Origin of the sequence: Collimonas fungivorans Ter331, assembly GCF_000221045.1 — a bacterium.
Classification (GTDB): domain Bacteria; phylum Pseudomonadota; class Gammaproteobacteria; order Burkholderiales; family Burkholderiaceae_D; genus Collimonas; species Collimonas fungivorans_A.
Map to the genome: position 1 here is coordinate 535,324 of NC_015856.1, position 17,546 is coordinate 552,869.

The 17,546-nt window shown below is 58.7% G+C and carries 18 protein-coding genes; 14 read left to right on the top strand and 4 right to left on the bottom strand.

From position 1 onward, the window contains the following. The first annotated feature begins 68 nt into the window (after positions 1-68). The 4 genes from ccsB to CFU_RS02320 all read left to right on the top strand — a co-directional run bounded on the left by ccsB (position 69) and on the right by CFU_RS02320 (position 3,638). Positions 69-1,214, top strand: coding sequence for a c-type cytochrome biogenesis protein CcsB (gene ccsB / locus CFU_RS02305; RefSeq protein ID WP_041741104.1), 1,146 nt, complete (start codon positions 69-71; stop codon positions 1,212-1,214). Between the two features lie 4 nt (positions 1,215-1,218). After that, positions 1,219-1,878, top strand: coding sequence for an HAD family hydrolase (locus tag CFU_RS02310; protein WP_014004432.1), 660 nt, complete (start codon positions 1,219-1,221; stop codon positions 1,876-1,878). A gap of 94 nt (positions 1,879-1,972) precedes the next feature. Next, positions 1,973-2,953 (top strand): protein-methionine-sulfoxide reductase catalytic subunit MsrP, encoded by a 981-nt coding sequence (gene msrP, locus CFU_RS02315; RefSeq protein WP_041741105.1) that lies wholly within the window; start codon positions 1,973-1,975, stop codon positions 2,951-2,953. A gap of 28 nt (positions 2,954-2,981) precedes the next feature. Beyond that, positions 2,982-3,638, top strand: a complete 657-nt coding sequence (locus tag CFU_RS02320; protein WP_014004434.1) for a sulfite oxidase heme-binding subunit YedZ — start codon at positions 2,982-2,984, stop codon at positions 3,636-3,638. Here CFU_RS02320 and CFU_RS02325 read toward each other — a convergent pair. The 3 genes from CFU_RS02325 to lptM are packed head-to-tail and all read right to left on the bottom strand — an operon-like array spanning position 3,605 to position 5,900. Continuing rightward, positions 3,605-4,372, bottom strand: a complete 768-nt coding sequence (locus CFU_RS02325; RefSeq protein WP_014004435.1) for a transporter — start codon at positions 4,370-4,372, stop codon at positions 3,605-3,607. The genes CFU_RS02320 and CFU_RS02325 overlap by 34 nt on opposite strands. A gap of 22 nt (positions 4,373-4,394) precedes the next feature. Beyond that, complete coding sequence (gene lysA, locus CFU_RS02330; protein ID WP_014004436.1) at positions 4,395-5,681, bottom strand: diaminopimelate decarboxylase; 1,287 nt, start codon at positions 5,679-5,681, stop codon at positions 4,395-4,397. Positions 5,682-5,690: 9 nt separating this feature from the next. After that, positions 5,691-5,900 carry an LPS translocon maturation chaperone LptM gene (gene lptM, locus CFU_RS23605; protein WP_081466390.1) on the bottom strand — a complete coding sequence of 70 codons (210 nt, stop codon included), beginning with the start codon at positions 5,898-5,900 and terminating at the stop codon, positions 5,691-5,693. A 74-nt stretch (positions 5,901-5,974) separates the two neighbouring features. Here lptM and cyaY point away from each other — a divergent pair, with 74 nt between their 5' ends. The 6 genes from cyaY to CFU_RS02360 all read left to right on the top strand — a co-directional run bounded on the left by cyaY (position 5,975) and on the right by CFU_RS02360 (position 11,734). Beyond that, a complete protein-coding gene (gene cyaY / locus CFU_RS02335) occupies positions 5,975-6,301 on the top strand; it encodes an iron donor protein CyaY (RefSeq protein WP_041741106.1) in 327 nt (108 codons plus the stop codon). Between the two features lie 280 nt (positions 6,302-6,581). Continuing rightward, entirely contained in the window at positions 6,582-7,604 is a 1,023-nt protein-coding gene (locus CFU_RS25345; RefSeq protein ID WP_041741107.1) for a hypothetical protein, read from the top strand. A gap of 128 nt (positions 7,605-7,732) precedes the next feature. Continuing rightward, a complete protein-coding gene (locus tag CFU_RS02345) occupies positions 7,733-8,248 on the top strand; it encodes a hypothetical protein (RefSeq protein WP_148264739.1) in 516 nt (171 codons plus the stop codon). A gap of 45 nt (positions 8,249-8,293) precedes the next feature. Then, a complete protein-coding gene (locus tag CFU_RS02350; RefSeq protein WP_014004441.1) occupies positions 8,294-9,427 on the top strand; it encodes a DUF2827 domain-containing protein in 1,134 nt (377 codons plus the stop codon). Positions 9,428-9,455: 28 nt separating this feature from the next. Further along, positions 9,456-10,601, top strand: coding sequence for a DUF2827 domain-containing protein (locus tag CFU_RS02355; RefSeq protein WP_014004442.1), 1,146 nt, complete (start codon positions 9,456-9,458; stop codon positions 10,599-10,601). Then, the gene (locus tag CFU_RS02360; RefSeq protein ID WP_014004443.1) at positions 10,598-11,734 is read left to right on the top strand and encodes a DUF2827 domain-containing protein; all 1,137 of its coding nucleotides are present in this window, start codon (positions 10,598-10,600) and stop codon (positions 11,732-11,734) included. The genes CFU_RS02355 and CFU_RS02360 overlap by 4 nt, the downstream gene beginning before the upstream one ends. A 59-nt stretch (positions 11,735-11,793) precedes the next feature. Here the strand turns inward: CFU_RS02360 and CFU_RS02365 are convergent, their stop codons facing one another. Continuing rightward, entirely contained in the window at positions 11,794-14,166 is a 2,373-nt protein-coding gene (locus CFU_RS02365; RefSeq protein WP_081466391.1) for a penicillin-binding protein 1A, read from the bottom strand. 374 nt (positions 14,167-14,540) lie between these two features. On the opposite strand from CFU_RS02365, the gene CFU_RS02370 reads away from it, so the two are divergent. From CFU_RS02370 to CFU_RS02385, 4 genes are read left to right on the top strand one after another with little or no spacing between them, the layout of a single operon-like run. After that, complete coding sequence (locus CFU_RS02370; protein ID WP_236904504.1) at positions 14,541-15,620, top strand: pilus assembly protein PilM; 1,080 nt, start codon at positions 14,541-14,543, stop codon at positions 15,618-15,620. Then, positions 15,620-16,330 (top strand): PilN domain-containing protein, encoded by a 711-nt coding sequence (locus CFU_RS02375; RefSeq protein WP_014004446.1) that lies wholly within the window; start codon positions 15,620-15,622, stop codon positions 16,328-16,330. The genes CFU_RS02370 and CFU_RS02375 overlap by 1 nt, the downstream gene beginning before the upstream one ends. Next, positions 16,330-16,986 carry a type 4a pilus biogenesis protein PilO gene (locus CFU_RS02380; RefSeq protein WP_041741109.1) on the top strand — a complete coding sequence of 219 codons (657 nt, stop codon included), beginning with the start codon at positions 16,330-16,332 and terminating at the stop codon, positions 16,984-16,986. The genes CFU_RS02375 and CFU_RS02380 overlap by 1 nt, the downstream gene beginning before the upstream one ends. After that, positions 16,983-17,531, top strand: a complete 549-nt coding sequence (locus tag CFU_RS02385; RefSeq protein WP_014004448.1) for a pilus assembly protein PilP — start codon at positions 16,983-16,985, stop codon at positions 17,529-17,531. The genes CFU_RS02380 and CFU_RS02385 overlap by 4 nt, the downstream gene beginning before the upstream one ends. Positions 17,532-17,546 lie beyond the last annotated feature (15 nt).

Here is a 17,546-nt window from a genome sequence, read left to right on the forward strand (position 1 = left end):
GCAAGGCAGGCAGAGACAAGAGTTCCGTTGCGCCTCCGGCGCAGTAGCGGAACGATATGGAGAAAATGATGGAACTGACGCAAACGTATTCCCCACCCAGCAGCTTTATCAAGCGCCTGTCGGTGCTCGACTGGCTGTTCGCCGTGGCGCTGGTGGCGGCATCGCTGTTCGCCCTGAACCGCTACGGCAGCCATATGGACTACTACGAAAAAGGCGTGCTGCTGCTGGCCGCGCCGACGTTCTCCTGGCTCGGCTGGCACTGGAAGTCGGTGCGCTGGCTGATGGCTTTGCTGGCGCTGCTGTCGTTGTCGGCGATCGCCATGTATGGCGGCGTGCTGGACATGGCCAACCAGAAATTCTTCCTGAAATACATGCTCTCCAGCCAGTCGGCGATCCTGTGGATGAGCACGCTGTTTTTTCTGTCGACCCTGTTCTTCTGGGGCGGCTTGGTCACGCGCTCTGACTTTGGCGCATCGATCGGCTCCAAGCTGTGCTGGGCGGCGGTGGTGATGGGCTTCACCGGCATGCTGGTGCGCTGGTACGAGTCTTACCTGATCGGCGCCGATATCGGCCATATCCCTATCTCCAACCTGTATGAAGTATTCGTGCTGTTCAGTCTGATCACCGCGCTGTTTTACCTGTACTACGAACAGCATTACCGCACCCGGCAGCTGGGCGCGTTCGTGCTGCTGGTGATTTCGGCCGCGGTCGGCTTCCTGCTGTGGTACATGGTGTCGCGCGACGCCGCCGAAATCCAGCCGCTGGTGCCGGCGCTGCAGAGCTGGTGGATGAAGATCCACGTACCGGCCAATTTCATCGGCTACGGCACGTTTGCGCTGTCGGCGATGGTGGCGGTGGCTTACCTGCTGAAATCGCATGGCTACCTGGTTGACCGCCTGCCGGCGCTGGAAGTGCTGGACGACGTCATGTACAAGGCGATCGCGGTCGGCTTCACCTTCTTTACCATCGCCACCATTCTCGGTGCGCTGTGGGCGGCCGAAGCCTGGGGCGGCTACTGGTCTTGGGATCCGAAGGAAACCTGGGCGCTGATCGTCTGGCTCAACTACGCGGCCTGGCTGCACATGCGGCTGATGAAGGGCCTGCGCGGCCAGGTTGCAGCCTGGTGGGCGCTGATCGGCCTGCTGGTGACGACCTTTGCTTTCCTCGGCGTGAACATGTTCCTGTCCGGCCTGCATTCGTACGGAGAACTTTGATCAGATGGCAAAGCAGGAAACCGCAGCTGTAGATTTAGTGATTTTCGATTGCGACGGTACGCTGGTTGACAGCGAGACGGTGGCAACCGAGGTGATGGTGGACTACCTGGCCGAGCTGGACATGCCGCTGTCGGCCGAGGTGGCGCTGGCGCGCTTCAAGGGCGGCCGCATGGCCGATTGCGTGGCCGAGCTGGAGCAGATGTTCGGCCGCTCGCTGCCGGCCGATTTCGCCAAGATCCTGCGCGACCGTATCGCACCGGCGCTGCACCAGCGCCTGCAGCCGATCGAAGGCGCGCTGGAACTGGTGCAATCGCTGAAAGTGCCGTTTTGCATGGCCTCCAACGGGCCGTTGCACCAGATCAAGGTGTCGCTCAGCGTCACCGGCCTCTGGCCTTATTTCGAAGGCCGCATTTTCAGCGCCTACGACGTAGGTTCCTGGAAGCCGGCGCCGGACCTGTTCCTGCATGCCGCCAGGACCATGGGCGTCGAACCTTCGCGCTGCGCCGTAGTGGAAGATAGCCTGCCCGGCGTGCAGGCCGGCGTGGCGGCCGGCATGCAGGTATTCGCCTTGCAGCCGGAGGAGGTCGAAGCGAAGCTGCCGAAACAGGCTAAAGTGATTTGCCGGCTGGCGGAATTGCACGAGCATATCAATATCGCAGGGTAAACCGGGCCGGCAGGTTTCTGGCTTGTCCTTGTAAGGAATCGTCGGCTGGCCCGACTAAGCATTATCAGCCTCAACAATTTTGCCGGAGATGCACATGCCGCTCTATCGTCGCCCCAACGGAATCGATCTTCCGTTTTCTTCTGAAATCACGCCGCGTGAAGTATTTGAATCGCGCCGCAGCTTCATGCGGCAACTTGCCGTGGGCGCGGCGGGCGCGGGCGGATTGCTGGAACTGGCGGCGGGCGAGGCCTGGGCCCAGGCCAGCGGCGCCCAGAAACTGGCGGCGAAGGCCAATCCTGCATATGTGGTGATGGACAAGGCGACGCCTTTCAAGGACGCCACTACCTACAACAATTTCTACGAATTCGGCACCGAAAAAACCGATCCTGCCGAAAATGCCGGGACATTAAAAACACGGCCATGGACCATTGCCATCGAAGGCGAAGTCAAGAAACCGCTGACCCTGGATATCGACAGCTTGCTGAAACTGGCGCCGCTGGAAGAGCGTATCTACCGGCTGCGCTGCGTCGAGGGCTGGTCGATGGTGATTCCCTGGATCGGCTATTCCCTGTCTGCATTGATCAAGAAAGTGGAGCCGACCGGCAACGCCAAGTACGTTGAATTCACAACCCTCGCCGATAACCGCCAGATGCCGGGTTTGCGTGCGCCGGTGCTGGAATGGCCGTATATCGAAGGCTTGCGCATGGATGAAGCCATGCATCCGCTGGCCCTGCTGACCTTCGGCATGTACGGACAGGTATTGCCGAACCAGAACGGCGCGCCGGTGCGCATGGTGCTGCCCTGGAAGTATGGCTTCAAATCGGCCAAGTCGATCGTCAAGATCCGCTTCCTCAAGGAACAGCCGCGCACGGCCTGGAATATCGCCGCCGCGCGCGAGTACGGTTTTTATTCCAACGTCAATCCGGATGTCGATCATCCGCGCTGGTCGCAAGCCACCGAGCGCCGCATCGGCGAAGACGGTTTCTTTACCAAGAAGCGCAAGACCCTGATGTTCAACGGCTACAATGAAGTTGCTCCGCTGTATGCCGGCATGGACTTGAAGAAGTTCTTCTAGAGCGGCACAGAGAGCGAGAGCGCGCAGCATGTTCAATCCGACGCCCAGGCAATTCAAGTTCCTGAAAGCCTTCCTGTTCGCACTGGCCTTGCTGCCGGCGGCGCGGCTGCTGCTGTTCGGCTTTACCGACCGCCTGGGCGCCAATCCTATCGAATTCATCACGCGCAGCAGCGGCGACTGGACGCTCTATTTCCTGTGCCTCACCTTGGCGGTGACGCCGCTGCGGCGTTTCACCAACTGGAACTGGCTCATCAAATTACGGCGTATGCTGGGTCTGTTCTCCTTCTTTTATGCCTGCCTGCATTTCACGACATTCCTCTGGTTCGATCATTTCTTCGACGTCGGCGAGATGCTCAAGGACGTCGTCAAGCGCCCGTTCATTACCGTCGGCTTCATTGCTTTCGTGCTGCTCATACCACTGGCGCTGACCAGCACCAACGGCATGATCCGCCGCCTCGGAGGCAAACGCTGGCAGTGGCTGCACCGCAGCCTGTATGCGATTTCCATGCTGGGCATCTTGCATTTCTGGTGGATGCGCGCCGGCAAGCATAATTTCGAAAAGCCGATTGTGTTCGGCACTATCGTCGCCTTGCTGCTGCTGGTGCGGGTGTACTTCGCATTACGTAGCCGCAGCAGCCAGCAGACCTCGGCTCAGAAGCGCCAGGTAACGCCTACCCCGACCTGACGCTGGATCTGCGCCGCGCAGGCGCCGCAGCCAAGGCCGAACTTGATGCCGGCATCGAGGTCAAGATTGGGATTCGGAGAATAGATCGCACCGGTCAGGACATAACCGGGATTGCTGCTGGCGTGGCGGTCGCCGCTGCTGTCGCTGGCGCGCTCGGTATTGCTGACGATGCCGCCGTCGAACACCAGGCTCCACTTCGGATCCAGCGCATACAGCGCAGAGGCGGAAGCGCGCCACACCATGGTGCGGTTGGCCTGCTGATCGCTCAAGAGACGATAGCGATTGTAAAAGGCTTCCAGGTTGCCGCTGAAAGCCCAGGAATCGATCTGGTAGCTGGCGATCAGCGTCAAGGACATGCTGCTGCGGCCATGGCCCAGCCCCCGCTCCGGATCGCCGCTGGGCAGCGTCAGCTCCGGTTTGAGGCCAAGGCTGAAATCCCCGTTTTCCAGGAAGCGCCATTTAACGCCCAGCGCAACGTCGTTGATACCCGACGGACTGGACAAGGTCGCCGGCGGATTGGCATACAGGTCGAGATTTTTCAGCAAGCCGTAGGTGTAGGTGAAATTCACTACGTGGCTATGGATGGCATCCTGGCGCAGCCAGTCGGTGTTCAGTTCGATCTGGTGGTTGCCGCTGTCCTGGGTGCTGGTATCGTCGGTCACCAGCGGATGGGCGGCGTGTGCGGCCTGGATCAGGAAACAGGAAGATATGGCGCTGAGCAAGAACTGTCGCATGGTCTTCCTGTCTCCCTTCGGCTTAGGGCGATATGAGCGATTCCAGGGTAAACAGGTCGGCTGGATTCTCGCGCTGCCGGATCAGGTGCACCTGCGTGCCGTCCACCATCACTTCAGCCGCGCGGCCGCGTGTGTTGTAGTTGGAAGACATGGTCATGCCGTAAGCACCGGCCGACATCAGCGCCAGCAGGTCGCCGGCTTCGATCGCCAGCGAACGGCAGCGCGCCAGCCAGTCGCCCGATTCGCACACCGGCCCGACCACGTCGTACACCTGGGGCGCCGTGCTGCGCTGGCTGACAGTCTGCACGCCATGCCAGGCTTCGTACAATGCCGGCCGCATCAAGTCGTTCATGGCAGCATCCACTACCGCAAAATTCTTGGCTTCCGAATGTTTCAGGTACTGCACTTCAGTCAGCAGGATGCCGGCATTGCCGACGATCGAGCGGCCCGGTTCAAACATCACCTTGATCGGCGCGCCCTGGTATTTTTCCTCGCGCCAGGCGTTGATGCGGGCAAACAGGCGGCCCAGGTAGTCGCCGATCACCACCGGCTGTTCATCGTCATAGGTAATGCCGATGCCGCCGCCGATATCCAGGTGGTGCAAATGGATGCCCTCACTGGCGAGCTGGTCGACCAGCTCGATCAGCTTGTCCAGCGCTTCCAGCATGGGTGCGTCATCCAGCAGCTGCGAACCGATGTGGCAATCGATGCCGGCGACGTCGATGTACGGCAGCGCCGCGGCGGTGCGGTAGCAGGACAGCGCTTCGTCGTAGGCCACGCCGAATTTGTTTTCCTTGAGGCCGGTCGAGATGTAGGGATGGGTCTTGGCGTCGACATCGGGATTGACGCGCAGCGAGATGGCCGCGCGTTTACCCATGGCGCCGGCGACTTCGTTCAGGCGGTGCAGCTCCGGCACCGACTCCACGTTGAAACAGAGAATGTCATGCGACAAAGCCAGGCGCATTTCCTCGCGCGATTTGCCGACGCCGGAAAAAATTACCTTGGACGGATCGCCGCCGGCGGCGATTACGCGCAATAATTCGCCTCCCGAGACGATATCGAAACCGGAGCCGAGCTGGTTCAGCAACTGCAGCACCGCCAGGTTGGAGTTGGATTTGACCGAATAGCAGATCAGCGCGCCATCCGCTTGGCGGCTGTGTTGCTTGCAGGCGTTCGCGTAGGCCAAGAAATTGGCGGTCAGCGCAGCTTTGGAGTAAACGTAGGTAGGGCTGCCAAATTGCTGCGAAATAGCGGTCAGCGCGACGTTTTCAGCGTGCAGGACGCCATTCTTGTATGAAAAATACGACATAGGGGCGGCTTATCTGGTAACGGGTATTGTTGGTATGTCTACGGCTTCCGGCTGCGCCGGGGTAATGGTGTCGTCAGATGTCGCCGGAGCAACATTTGGCTTGGCTGGCGCCGGCGTGGTCCTGACGATAGGCGGCGGCAGCTTGGCCGGCATGAACAGCGGGCCTTTCTGGCCGCAGGCGGCCAGGCCGAGCGTAGCGGCGACCGCGGCAACGATCATAGGAATACGCGGCAAATCAAAAATGGGCTTCACGGATTAGAATCACAGTTTAACGAAATGGATTGGAGTGTAGCATGACAGAATCAGAATTCCTGGCTGCGGCAGAGGCTGCCCTGGGCAAGATCGAGACGGCGCTGGAGCAGGCTGCCGACCATACCGACCTGGATGTGGAATGCAGCCGCAGCGGCAATGTGCTGGAGATCGAATTTGTCGACAACGGCAGCAAGATCATCGTCAACAGCCAGGCGCCGATGCAGGAATTGTGGATTGCCGCCAAATCCGGCGGTTTCCACTATCGGCAAAAGGACGGCAGCTGGCTCAATACCCGCGACGGTTCAGAGTTTTTTACCGCATTGTCGGGCATGATCAGCGCTCAGGGCGGCGTGCCGATAGTGCTGTAAATTTTTCTTGGCGGCGCAGCTGGACAAGCGATTTCTCCGGCCGCATTTGTCGTAAGATACGAACAATACAATGTTGTTTTGATACGCTCGCCGGCCGGCAGGGTTTCGGGCCTGGGGAAAAACGGTAGCAAGGAGTTGTTCAACGCTGTTCAACTATCGATAGCCACCAATGAACACGACAATCAGCACGATGATAAGCAGGGATTCGGAAGAACCGGGTGATTGGAGTTCGGCCTGCGGCGCGGCAGGTTATCGATCTCGTCCGTTGGCGAGGAAGGGGATGCAAGCCATGCTGCTGGCTTGCGCATTGCTGGCTGCATCGGTGGTTGCGCCAGCCGCGGCAGGAGCCGCCAACGCTCCCGCCGCGGCCGGTGCGACCACCCTGCAGGCGAACAGCGGTGCGGCCGAAACGCCCCGGCACTGGGCCGCGGATACCAGCAACGGCTGTAAAGTCTGGAGCCCCGGGGCGCTCAACCGCGACGTCACGGTGCGCTGGAGCGGGCGTTGCGAGAACGATCTGGCGCAAGGTCCCGGCACCGTGCGCTGGCTCAACAGCAACAAGCAAGTATCGGAGCTGACCGGCAACATGGAGCAGGGAAAAATGCGCGGCCACACCACGGGCGTGGAAGAACCCGGCAATCGTTTTGACGGCATGTTCATCGACTCGCTGCCGGAAGGCGAAGGCAGGGTGACTTTCGCCGACGGTTCGGTGTATAGCGGACAATGGCATCGCGGCCACCAGCTGGGCTACGGGATCATGACATTTCCGCCGGCGCACCCGCAATACCAGGAGATGCTGAGCGATGGCAAGGGCAGGCGGGCCGAGAACGGCATCTATGTGCTGCGTGGCTGGTGGGAGGGAAAAGATTTCGTCCTGCCATGCGACAGCGAGGATGAGTGTGAAAAGGCCGTGGTAGCCATGATGAAGCGCGAACAGGCTGCGGCGGCTGCCAAGGCCGGCTTGGCCGCTCCGGCGCCGGCGGCTGTCCCGGCTGTAGAACCTGCCGTACCTGCAACGCCGGCGCCGGCAGTTCCTACGGTGGAGCCTGCGGCAACACCATCGACCCTGCCTGCCATGGAGCCAGCCGCACCGCCGGCAACGCCCGCCACGGAACCTGCGCCAGCAACACCGCCACCCGGCGCGCCTGATATCCAGCCGTTGCCGGCGGCAACCGCGCCGATACCGGAACCCGCCATGGAGCCGGCGCCGGTCGAGGTACCTGTCCCTGTGCCGGAAACAACAACCCCCGCTACCTCGGATGCCGGATCCGGCGTCCCGCTCACCATAAACGGATTCAGCTGATAATGCATGCACCGCCTATTTCTGACACAAGCAAATCCACAGGTTTACCAAGCGCACGCCGGCAGCCATGGCTGACGCTGATCTGCACCGTTCTTTTAACATCGTCGATGCCAGCCGCACACGGACAAATGAAGTCCGACCTGCCCGGCGCCAAGGCGGCTGCCGCGGGACCGAAAAACCTGCTGGCGGAAGCGGCGCGCAGCGTCGGCGTCAAGCAGTGCCAGCCAGCCATCACGCGCCTGTCGGCGCTGGCCATCAATGGCACCAGCGCCCACGATGTGCTGGTGGACTGGGACCGCGCCCATCCGGACCGCGGACCATTCTTTTCCTTGACCGGGATCGAATACGCCGGCGCATCGGCAGCGGTATCCATCACTGCGGTGCCGCAGGAGGGCGGCGCCTGTTCGGTGTCGGCCGAGCGCATTTCGATCGCGCCGTATTCATGCAAGAGCATTGCCGATACCGAATTGAAAGGCTATAGCGCCACGCCTTTGCTGCCGACTTTCACGGTGTATGTGTCGCCGGCCGAGCCGGGCGGTTCGGTCTCCCTGGTGGATTCGCCGCCGGGCTGCCTGATCATCCGGCGTTATGTGCAGTACGGCTGGACCGAGCAGACCAAAATGGCGGCGCCGGCGCGCAAATGACAGACACGAGACAGACACGATACATCCTTACTTTGAATCCAAGACATGAGCACAGGCACTTTGCGTATCGGCATCACCATCGGTTTGCACCAGGAAAACGAATCGCTGTGGAACAACGGCATCAAGCAAAATGCCGTCTACCTGGCTGAAACGCTGAAACAATGCCCGAGCATAGCTTCGGTGCACCTGGTCAATACTACCGTGGTCGCCATCACCGCGGCGCTGCCATGGGACCAGGCGCGCTGGCCGACCGTGACTTTCGAGCAGGCCAAGGACAACCTGGATGTGCTGATCGAACTGGGCGGCCAGATCAGTGCGGACCAGACTGCTTACCTGAAGACGCAAGGATGCCGCCTGATATCCTATTGTTGCGGATTCGAGTACGTGCACGTGATGCAATCGGTATTGTTCAACCGGCCGATGTGGGGCTACGACCTGTTCGTCAACCAGCGCTATGATGCGATCTGGATGGTGCCCCAGGTTGCGACCAACAGCCAGTCCTACTTCGAGACCCTGCGCCGGCGGCCGGCGCAAGTGGTGCCGTTTGTATGGGATCCGATCTTCGTCAACCAGCGCAGCCAAGGTTTTGAACATCACGGCGAATATCGCCCGCGCTCCGGTCCCAAGCGGCTCACCGTGATGGAGCCGAATAACGATATCGTGAAATTCTGCATGTATCCTGCGTTCATTGCCGAAGAAGCCTATCGGCAGCAGCCGCAAGACGTCGAAATCCTGCATGTCACCAATGCCGAGCGCCTAGCGCGCGAGAGCAAGGAATTCATTGCCGTGATGAACCAGCTGGATATCGTGCGCGAACACAAGGCGGTGTTCCTGGGGCGCTTCGACACGCCGCAGTTCCTGAGCCAGATGACCGATGTAGTGATTTCCCACCAGATCGAGAATGCGCTGAATTATTTTTATTTCGACGTCTGCTGGCAAGGTTATCCGCTGGTGCATAACGCTTACATGTGCAGCGACCTCGGTTACTACTACGAGGGCAACAATGTGAAAGAAGGCAGCCGCAAGCTGCTTGAAGTACTGAATTCGCACGACGCCGGCTGGCAGGATTATCTGGCGCGCCAGCGGCAGGTGTTGAGTCATTATCTGCCTGGTTGTCCGCAAGTCACAGCGGAATATGAGCGCTTATTGGCCACATTATTGCAACAGCCGATTGCATGAACTAATGATTTTTAATCTCTCCTAATTCATGAAAAAAATCAATGTAGGCATCTCTATTTTTCCGGTTCAAGGCGCGCAGCTTTGGTCCAACGGTCTCAATCAGAATCTGGCCTTTCTGGTGTTGCTGCTGCAGCAAAGCCCGCAAGTCGGCCGCGTGTTTTTGTTGAACGGCGGGGCGCTTGACCATATGCCTGACGCGATGGGCCTGAACGGGTTAGATGTGCCTTTGGTAAAACCCCAGGATGTCACCTTCGAACTTGATGTTGTGATCGAAATGGGCGCGCAGTTGCCTCTGGAGTGGTTGCGTCATGTACGCGCGCTGGGTGTCAAGATCATCACTTTTTTTGTCGGTCATACCTTTGCTGACAATGCCGAAGCACCGATGTTCGATCGCCCCAGCGGCCAAATTTTCAATGGGACACCGTGGCATGAGATATGGACGCTGCCGCAATTCATGAAAAGCAGCGGACCATTGTTGCGCACCGTATCGCGGGTGCCGGTGTTTGCCATACCGCACATCTGGTCGCCATTGTTTATCCAAGAACATGTTGAGGTAGTTGAAAGAGGCGGCCATCAATTCGGTTATCAGGCCAGGACTGGCATCGACCGGCCTGGTTGGCGCACGGCGATTTTCGAACCGAACATATCTGTCGGCAAAAACTGCTTTATCCCGATGCTGGTATGCGAGCAGGCTTATCGCCTGGATCAGCGGTCGGTGAGCATGATGATGGTTATGAACACGGTGCATATGAAAGAGCATCCAACCTTTAACCGTTTCGCTATCAATCTCGATCTGACCAAACACCATAAGGCCAGCTATGAGCCGCGCGTGGCGTTTGTCGAATGCATGGCGCAGCAGAAGATGGATGCCGTGGTCTCGCATCATTGGGAATGGGGCTTGAATTATCTGTATTACGACACGCTCTACGGGGGCTATCCGCTGATACATAATTCGGAATATCTGAAAGCTGGTGGTGTAGGCATTTATTATCCGGATTTCGAAGCCAGCGCAGGCGGACACGCCTTGCTAGACGCCTGGAACCAGGAACCGGAATTCTGGGACGACTATAAAAAAGCGGGGACCGCTTACCTGAGCAAGCTCGATCCGGTACGCCCCGAAAATGTGGAAGCATTTGTGAAAAGACTTCAGCACACCGTGGAAGGTCAGGTATGAGCCATCCTCTGCCCCAACGCAAGCTGCGCGTCGGCGTCACCCTGTATGTGCGTCCCGGACCGCAATCGATATGGGAAAACGGCATCTTCCAGAACTGCGCATTCCTGGTGCAGTTGTTCAACCAGTCGCCTGCAGTCGAACGCGCGGTGCTGGTGCTGGACGGCCAGACCGACCAGGTGAACGACGCCATGATGATGGGCGACCTGGGGATAGACATGATCGGCCTGGAGCAGGCCATGGAAACTCTGGACGTGGTGATTGAAATGAGCGCCCAGCTGAATGAAGACTGGGTCAGGAGATTCCGCGAGCGCGGCGGGCGTTATGCCTGGATGCGGGTGGGCAACGACTATGTGATCGATGTTGAACGGGCGATATTCGACAAACCACATGGCGGGCTATGCAGCGACAAGCCTTACGATGCGGTGTGGACCTTGCCGGAGTACCTGCGCAGCTGCAAGGATTATTTCGGGCTGACGGCGCGGGCGCCGGTGCACATCGTGCCGCACCTGTGGACGCCGCTGTTCTTTGCCAAGGGCATCGCCACCTTGCCCAGCCATCTCAGCTACGGCTACCAGCCGGGCAAGCCGCGCTGGCGGGTGTGCAGCTTCGAACCCAACGTCTGCATGGTGAAAACCTCGCTGTTGCCGATGCTGGCATGCGAAGAGGCTTATCGGGCGCAGCCGGAGTTCCTGGAGCACCTCAGCGTCTGCAATACCTTGCACCTGAAAGAGCACCTGAAGTTTTCGCAGTTTGCGCGCTCGCTGGATGTGGTGAACCATGGCCTGGCGTCTTTTGAAGGACGCTTCGCGGTGTATGAGTTCATGGCCAATTACGGCGACTGCATCATTTCGCATCACTGGGAAAACGGCCAGAATTACCTGTACTACGAAGCTTTGTACGGCGCTTATCCGCTGATCCACAACTCGGAATTCATCAAGGACTACGGCTACTACTATCCGGAGTTCGATTCTTTCGCCGGCGGCCAGGCGGTATTGCAGGCGTTTGCCACGCATGATGCGCAACTGGAGGATTACCGGCGCCATGCCCAGACCTTGCTGCGCACGCTGGATGTGAGCCTGCCGGAGAATATCGAGATTTATACCCGGCGCCTGCTGGATCTGTATTCGAATTAAAAAAGGCTTCCCTGATCGGTTCAGGGAAGCCTTTTTGCTGGACTGGCAACCTGCCAGGATCAGAACAATTCGTTCTTGACTTCTTCCCTGGCTTTTTCTTCCTCCGTCGGCGCCGTGGCGCCGCCGCCCAGGCTTTGGGTGGCGACACCCGGCGGGTATTCCGCATAATAATATTCACCGCCGGAATGGACCAGGCCTTCCGGCACCACGCGGTCTTCCATCGGTACGCCTTTCAACGCCTGCTGCATGAAGCTGATCCAGATCGGCAGCGCCAGGCCGCCGCCGGTCTCCTTGTCGCCCAGGCTGCGCGGCTGGTCGTAGCCCATCCAGCCGACCGCCACCAGCGACGGCTGGTAACCCGCAAACCAGGCGTCCAGAGAATCATTGGTGGTGCCGGTCTTGCCGGCCAGGTCGGTGCGGTTGAGCGACAGCGCCTTGACCGCGGTACCGTAGCGCACCACGTCGCGCATCATGCTATCCATCATGAAGGCGTTGCGCGGATCGATGATGCGGTTGGCTTCATCGCCGGCGGTTTCCGGATGCACTTGCGACAACACGGTGCCGTTGGCGTCGGTAATCTTGCTGATGATGTAGGGACTGATTTTATAGCCGCCGTTGGCAAACACTGCGTAACCGCCCACCATTTGCAGCGGCGTCACTGCACCCGCACCCAGGGCCAGCGTCAGGTATGGCGGATTTTTGTCAGCATCGAAACCAAAACGCGTCACATATTCCTGCCCGTATTTGGCGCCGATCTTGTCCAGGATGCGCACCGAGACCACGTTCTTAGACTTGGTCAGGGCCTTGCGCATGCTCATCGGACCTTCATATTTATTGCCGTAGTTCTTCGGTTGCCAGATCTGGCCGCCGGTCTGACCGCCGCCGTAACTGAGCGGCGCGTCATTGATGATGGTGGCCGGCGACAAGCCTTTTTCCAGTGAAGCGGAGTAAATGAAGGGCTTGAACGATGAGCCCGGCTGGCGCCAGGCCTGGGTGACGTGGTTGAATTTGTTGCGGTTGAAATCAAAACCGCCGATCAGGGCGCGCACGGCGCCGTCCTTGGTGTCCGCCGCGACAAACGCTGATTCCACCGCCGGCATCTGCGTGATGGTCCAGTTTTTCCCCTCCAGCATGACGCGGATGATGGCGCCGCGCTTGACCTTGCGTTGCGGCGGCGCTTTGTCGCTCAGCAGGTTGGTGGCGATGCCCAGCCCGGTTCCGCTGATGCTGATCTCCTGGCCCGAAGACAGCACCGCACGCACCAGTTTCGGATTTGCCTCCAGCACCACCGCGGCGACGATTTCATCGCTGTCGGGATGGTCGGCCAGTTCCACTTCGATCGCGTCTTCGGCTTCTTCCTTGGTGCCCTCGGGGATCTCCATGTAACCCTCGGGGCCGCGATAGCCGCGCCGCTTTTCGTAATCCATGACGCCGCGGCGCAGCGCTATATACGCTGCGTCCTGGTCCGCCTTGGTGATGGTGGTGAAGACGTTGAGGCCAAGCGTATAAGTATTTTCCTTAAATTGTTCGTACACCAGCTGCCGCGCCATTTCGGAGACGAATTCGGCATGGATGCCGAACTCGCTGGCGCCGGTCTTGATGTGCAAGGCTTCATTCTTGGCCTGTTCGTACTGCGCCGCGTTGATGTAACCCAGTTGCAGCATGCGCAACAGGATGTATTGCTGGCGCACCGTCGCCCGTTTTGGATTGACGACCGGGTTGTTGGCCGATGGCGCCTTCGGTAGACCGGCCAGCATCGCGGCTTCCGCCGTGGTGATGTCCTGCAGCCGCTTGCCGAAATAGATCTGCGCCGCAGAGGCAAAACCATAGGCGCGCTGGCCCAGGTAAATCTGGTTCATGTAGACCTCGAGGATCTGATCCTTGCTCAGGTTGCGTTCGATTTTCCATGCCAGCGGGATTTCATACAGGAACTTGCGCGATGCTTTCTGGAAGAATGTCGGCTCGTTGCTGGTCAGGAAAAAATTGCGGGCGACCTGCTGCGTGATCGTGCTGGCGCCGCCGCCGCCGCCGGTCAGGTTGGAAAAGCTGGCGCGCAAGATGCCTTGGTAGTCGACGCCGCCATGCTGGTAAAAACGATCGTCTTCAATCGCCAGCACGGCTTTTTTCATCACATCGGGAATCTCGTTGATATGCACCAGGCTGCGCCGCTCTTCGCCGAACTCGCCGATCAGTACGCCGTCAGCCGAAAAAATGCGCAGCGGGATCTTGGGTTTGTAGTCGGTGAGCGAATCGAGTTCCGGCAGATTCGGGTAAGCCATCGCCAGCATCAGGAAAAAAGTCAGGCAGCCGATAACTGCCAGGCCGACAACAATGCCAAAAAAGCCAAGCACTAGCCGTAGCAGCAGCGGCAGGCGACGGCGCGAAGGAGAGGGGTATTGCTGGGTGTCGCTGGCTGTGTCTGGAGGCGTCATTCGATGCGTTTTATGAAAGTTGGATGCCACGCATTATAACGGCACAGCCCTTGGCTCAAAACTTGCTCTGCATCATGCGTTCTTGATGAACCGCAAACTACGTTGCGAAATTCAGACAGAAATTGTCGATAAAAAACAAATTTGGATGGGCAGAGGCGCTATGGAGCCGTTTTTTGTACTACTTAAACAATTTCCGCGTGGAAAATTTCTTTACAGTAGCCCCCTCTTATTGCTACGATTTCACGTTACAAAATTTAACATTGCTGTAAGCCCTGTTTTACAGGTTTTTCCTAACTTCGAGACGGTATACCGCTAATGCGACCGCCTTGCAGGCAGAATGTTCCCCAAATAATACATACTCGGGAGAAATGCTCTTGGCATTAGATCTTGGATCGCTGATCGGTAAAAAGAACCCGCCTCTGGTGGGGATTGATATTAGTACGTCTGGCGTCAGGCTGGTTGAGCTGTCCGAGACGGGCAAGGATCAATTGCGTCTGGAGCGCTATGCCTCGGAACCGTTGCCGCGCGGCGCGGTGGTGGATGGCAATATTGAAAATATCGAGCAAGTCACGGAGGTAGTCCGGCGGCTGTGGAAAAAAAGCGGCTCCGGCACCAGGCTGGTGGCGCTCGGCATGCCGCCGGCGTCGGTGATTACCAAAAAGATCATCCTGGCCAGCGGCATGCTGGAAGAAGAGCTTGAGATGCAGGTCGAATCCGAGGCCAGCCAATATATTCCGTTTGCGCTGGATGAGGTCAGCCTTGATTTTGACGTGATCGGCCCGGCGCAGCATTCGCCGGAGGACGTTGAAGTGCTGCTGGCCGCCACCCGCAAGGAAAAGGTGGAAGACCGGGTAGCGGTGGCGGAGGCTGCCGGCCTCAAGCCGACCGTGATGGACATCGAGTCCTACGCGGCGCGGGCGGCGATCAACCGCATCATCGGGCAGTTGCCGAAAGCAGGACAGGGGCAGATTGTCGGCCTGTTCCAGATCGGCACCCAGACCACGCATGTGTCGGCGTTGCTGGACGGCCAGCTGATTTACGAGCGCGAGCAGCCGTTTGGCGGCAACCAGCTGACCCAGGACATCGTGCGCGCCTATGGCCTCTCGTATGAGGAGGCGGAGACGAAAAAGCGCAACAATGACTTGCCAGAAGGTTATGAGCAGGAAATCCTGAACCCTTTCCTGGAAAGCGCTGCGCTGGAAGTCACGCGGGCGATCCAGTTCTTCTTTACCTCGACCCCGTACACGCGCCTCGACCAGCTGTTCCTGGCCGGCGGCTGCGCCACTATCCCGGGCCTGGTTGAAGTAGTGGCCGGGCGCGCCAAGATTTCCACTTCAGTGGTCAGTCCGTTCACCGGCATGCAGCTAGGGCCGAATGTGCGGGAAAAACAATTGCGCATGGATGCGCCGTCCTACCTGGTTGCCTGCGGCCTGGCCATGCGGAGGTTTGGCTGATGATCAAGATTAATTTATTGCCGCACCGCGAAGCCAAGCGCAAGCAGCGCAAGAACGCCTATTTCGCCATGCTGCTGCTGTCGGCCATCATTGGCCTGATCGTGGTGCTGCTGGTCGGCGCGTTCTTCGCCAACGGTATTTCCAACCAGAATGAGCGTAACCGCTTCATTACGGCGGAAAACACGCGCCTGGATGGCGAAATCAAGGAAGTCGCCACTCTCAAGCAGGAAATCGAAGCGTTGAAAGCGCGCCAGCAAGCCGTCGAGGATCTGCAAAGCGATCGCAACCAGCCGGTGTACCTGATGGATGAGTTGGTCAAGCAGGTGCCGGAAGGCGTCTACCTGAACTCCCTCAAGCAGGAAGGGCAGCGGGTAGCGTTGAATGGTTATGCCCAGTCGAATGAGCGGGTGTCTGAGCTGCTGCGCAACCTGGGTAACAATTCGGCCTGGCTGGAACGCCCTGACCTGATTGAAATCCGTTCCGCCAATATCGGCGGCACTGGCCGCGATAGCAAGCGCGTCTTCGCTTTCACTGTCAATGTCGGCATCAAACGGCCGTCCGACAAGGATGCCAAAGATGCGGCAGGCGTCCCTGCGACAGGCGCTCCTGCCGCTGGAGCGCCAAAAACGGCTGCGGCTGCAGCGACAGCAACCGGCGTCGCGGCCCCGGCGACGGCCGCGCCCAAAGCAACCTTGAAAGACGCCAAGTGATGGATATGAATAATTTGAGCGCCTCGCTGAGCGCGCAATTTCGCGGACTGAATGGCCGCCATCCAGGCCAATGGCCGATAGTTCCTCGCGTGCTGTCGGGCGTGGGGGTGTTCCTGCTGGTGTTGCTGGTAGGCTGGTTCTTGTACTGGAGCGATCAGCAGGATGAGCTGAACGCCGGCGAGCAGAAGGAAGTGCAGCTGAAAGAACAGTACAAGTCGAAGATCCAGCAAGCCATCAACCTGGATGCGTTGCAGAAGCAAAAACTGCAGGTGGCGGATTACGTCGCCACTCTGGAGAAACAATTGCCTAGCAAGGCGGAAATGGATGCCTTGCTGTCCGATATCAACCAGGCCGGCCTGGGGCGCGGCCTGCAATTTGAATTGTTCAAGCCAGGCCAGGTAGTCGTGAAGGATTACTACGCCGAGCTGCCGATCAATATCAAGGTAACCGGCAATTATCACGACGTCGGCTCGTTTGCCAGCGACATCGCCAACCTGCCGCGCATCGTGACCTTGAACAATATGAATCTAACTACAGGCAAGGATGGCGCGCTGAGCCTGGACGCGATTGCCAAGACCTTCCGCTACCTGGACAAGGACGAAGTGGCGGCGCAGCGCAAAGTCACTGATTCAGCTAAGCAGAAAGGTCAAAAATGACGTTTTTTCGCATTGGGCGTCTGACCCAGGTGACATTTTTTGTCGTATTCATCTCAACTTTGTCAGGTTGCGGCGACAGCGGCGTGCAGGAAGTGAAAGAGTGGATGGCTGACGTCAAGAGCCATACCAAGATAGGAATCCCGAAGCTGACCGAACCGAAGAAGTTCATTCCCTTTACCTATGCCGGCGCGACCAGCATCGATCCATACAACCCCAGCAAGCTGCTGGTGGCGCTGGCCAAGCTGCAGGGCAAGTCGAACGGCCTGAAGCCGAACATGGACCGGCGTCGTGAAACGCTGGAAAACTATCCGCTGGATACCATCAAGATGGTGGGAACCTTGCAAAAAGTGGGGTTGAGCTATGTCCTGCTGCAAGTCGACAAGACCGTGTTCCAGGCCAAGGTGGGGAATTACATAGGACAGAATTTCGGCATGGTTACAGGCATCACGGAGTCCGAAGTAATGTTGAAAGAAATCGTACAAGATGCGTCCGGCGAATGGGTCGAGCGCGAAGCCAAGTTAGCGTTGCAGGAGAGCACAAAATGATTGCAGCAGGAAAAA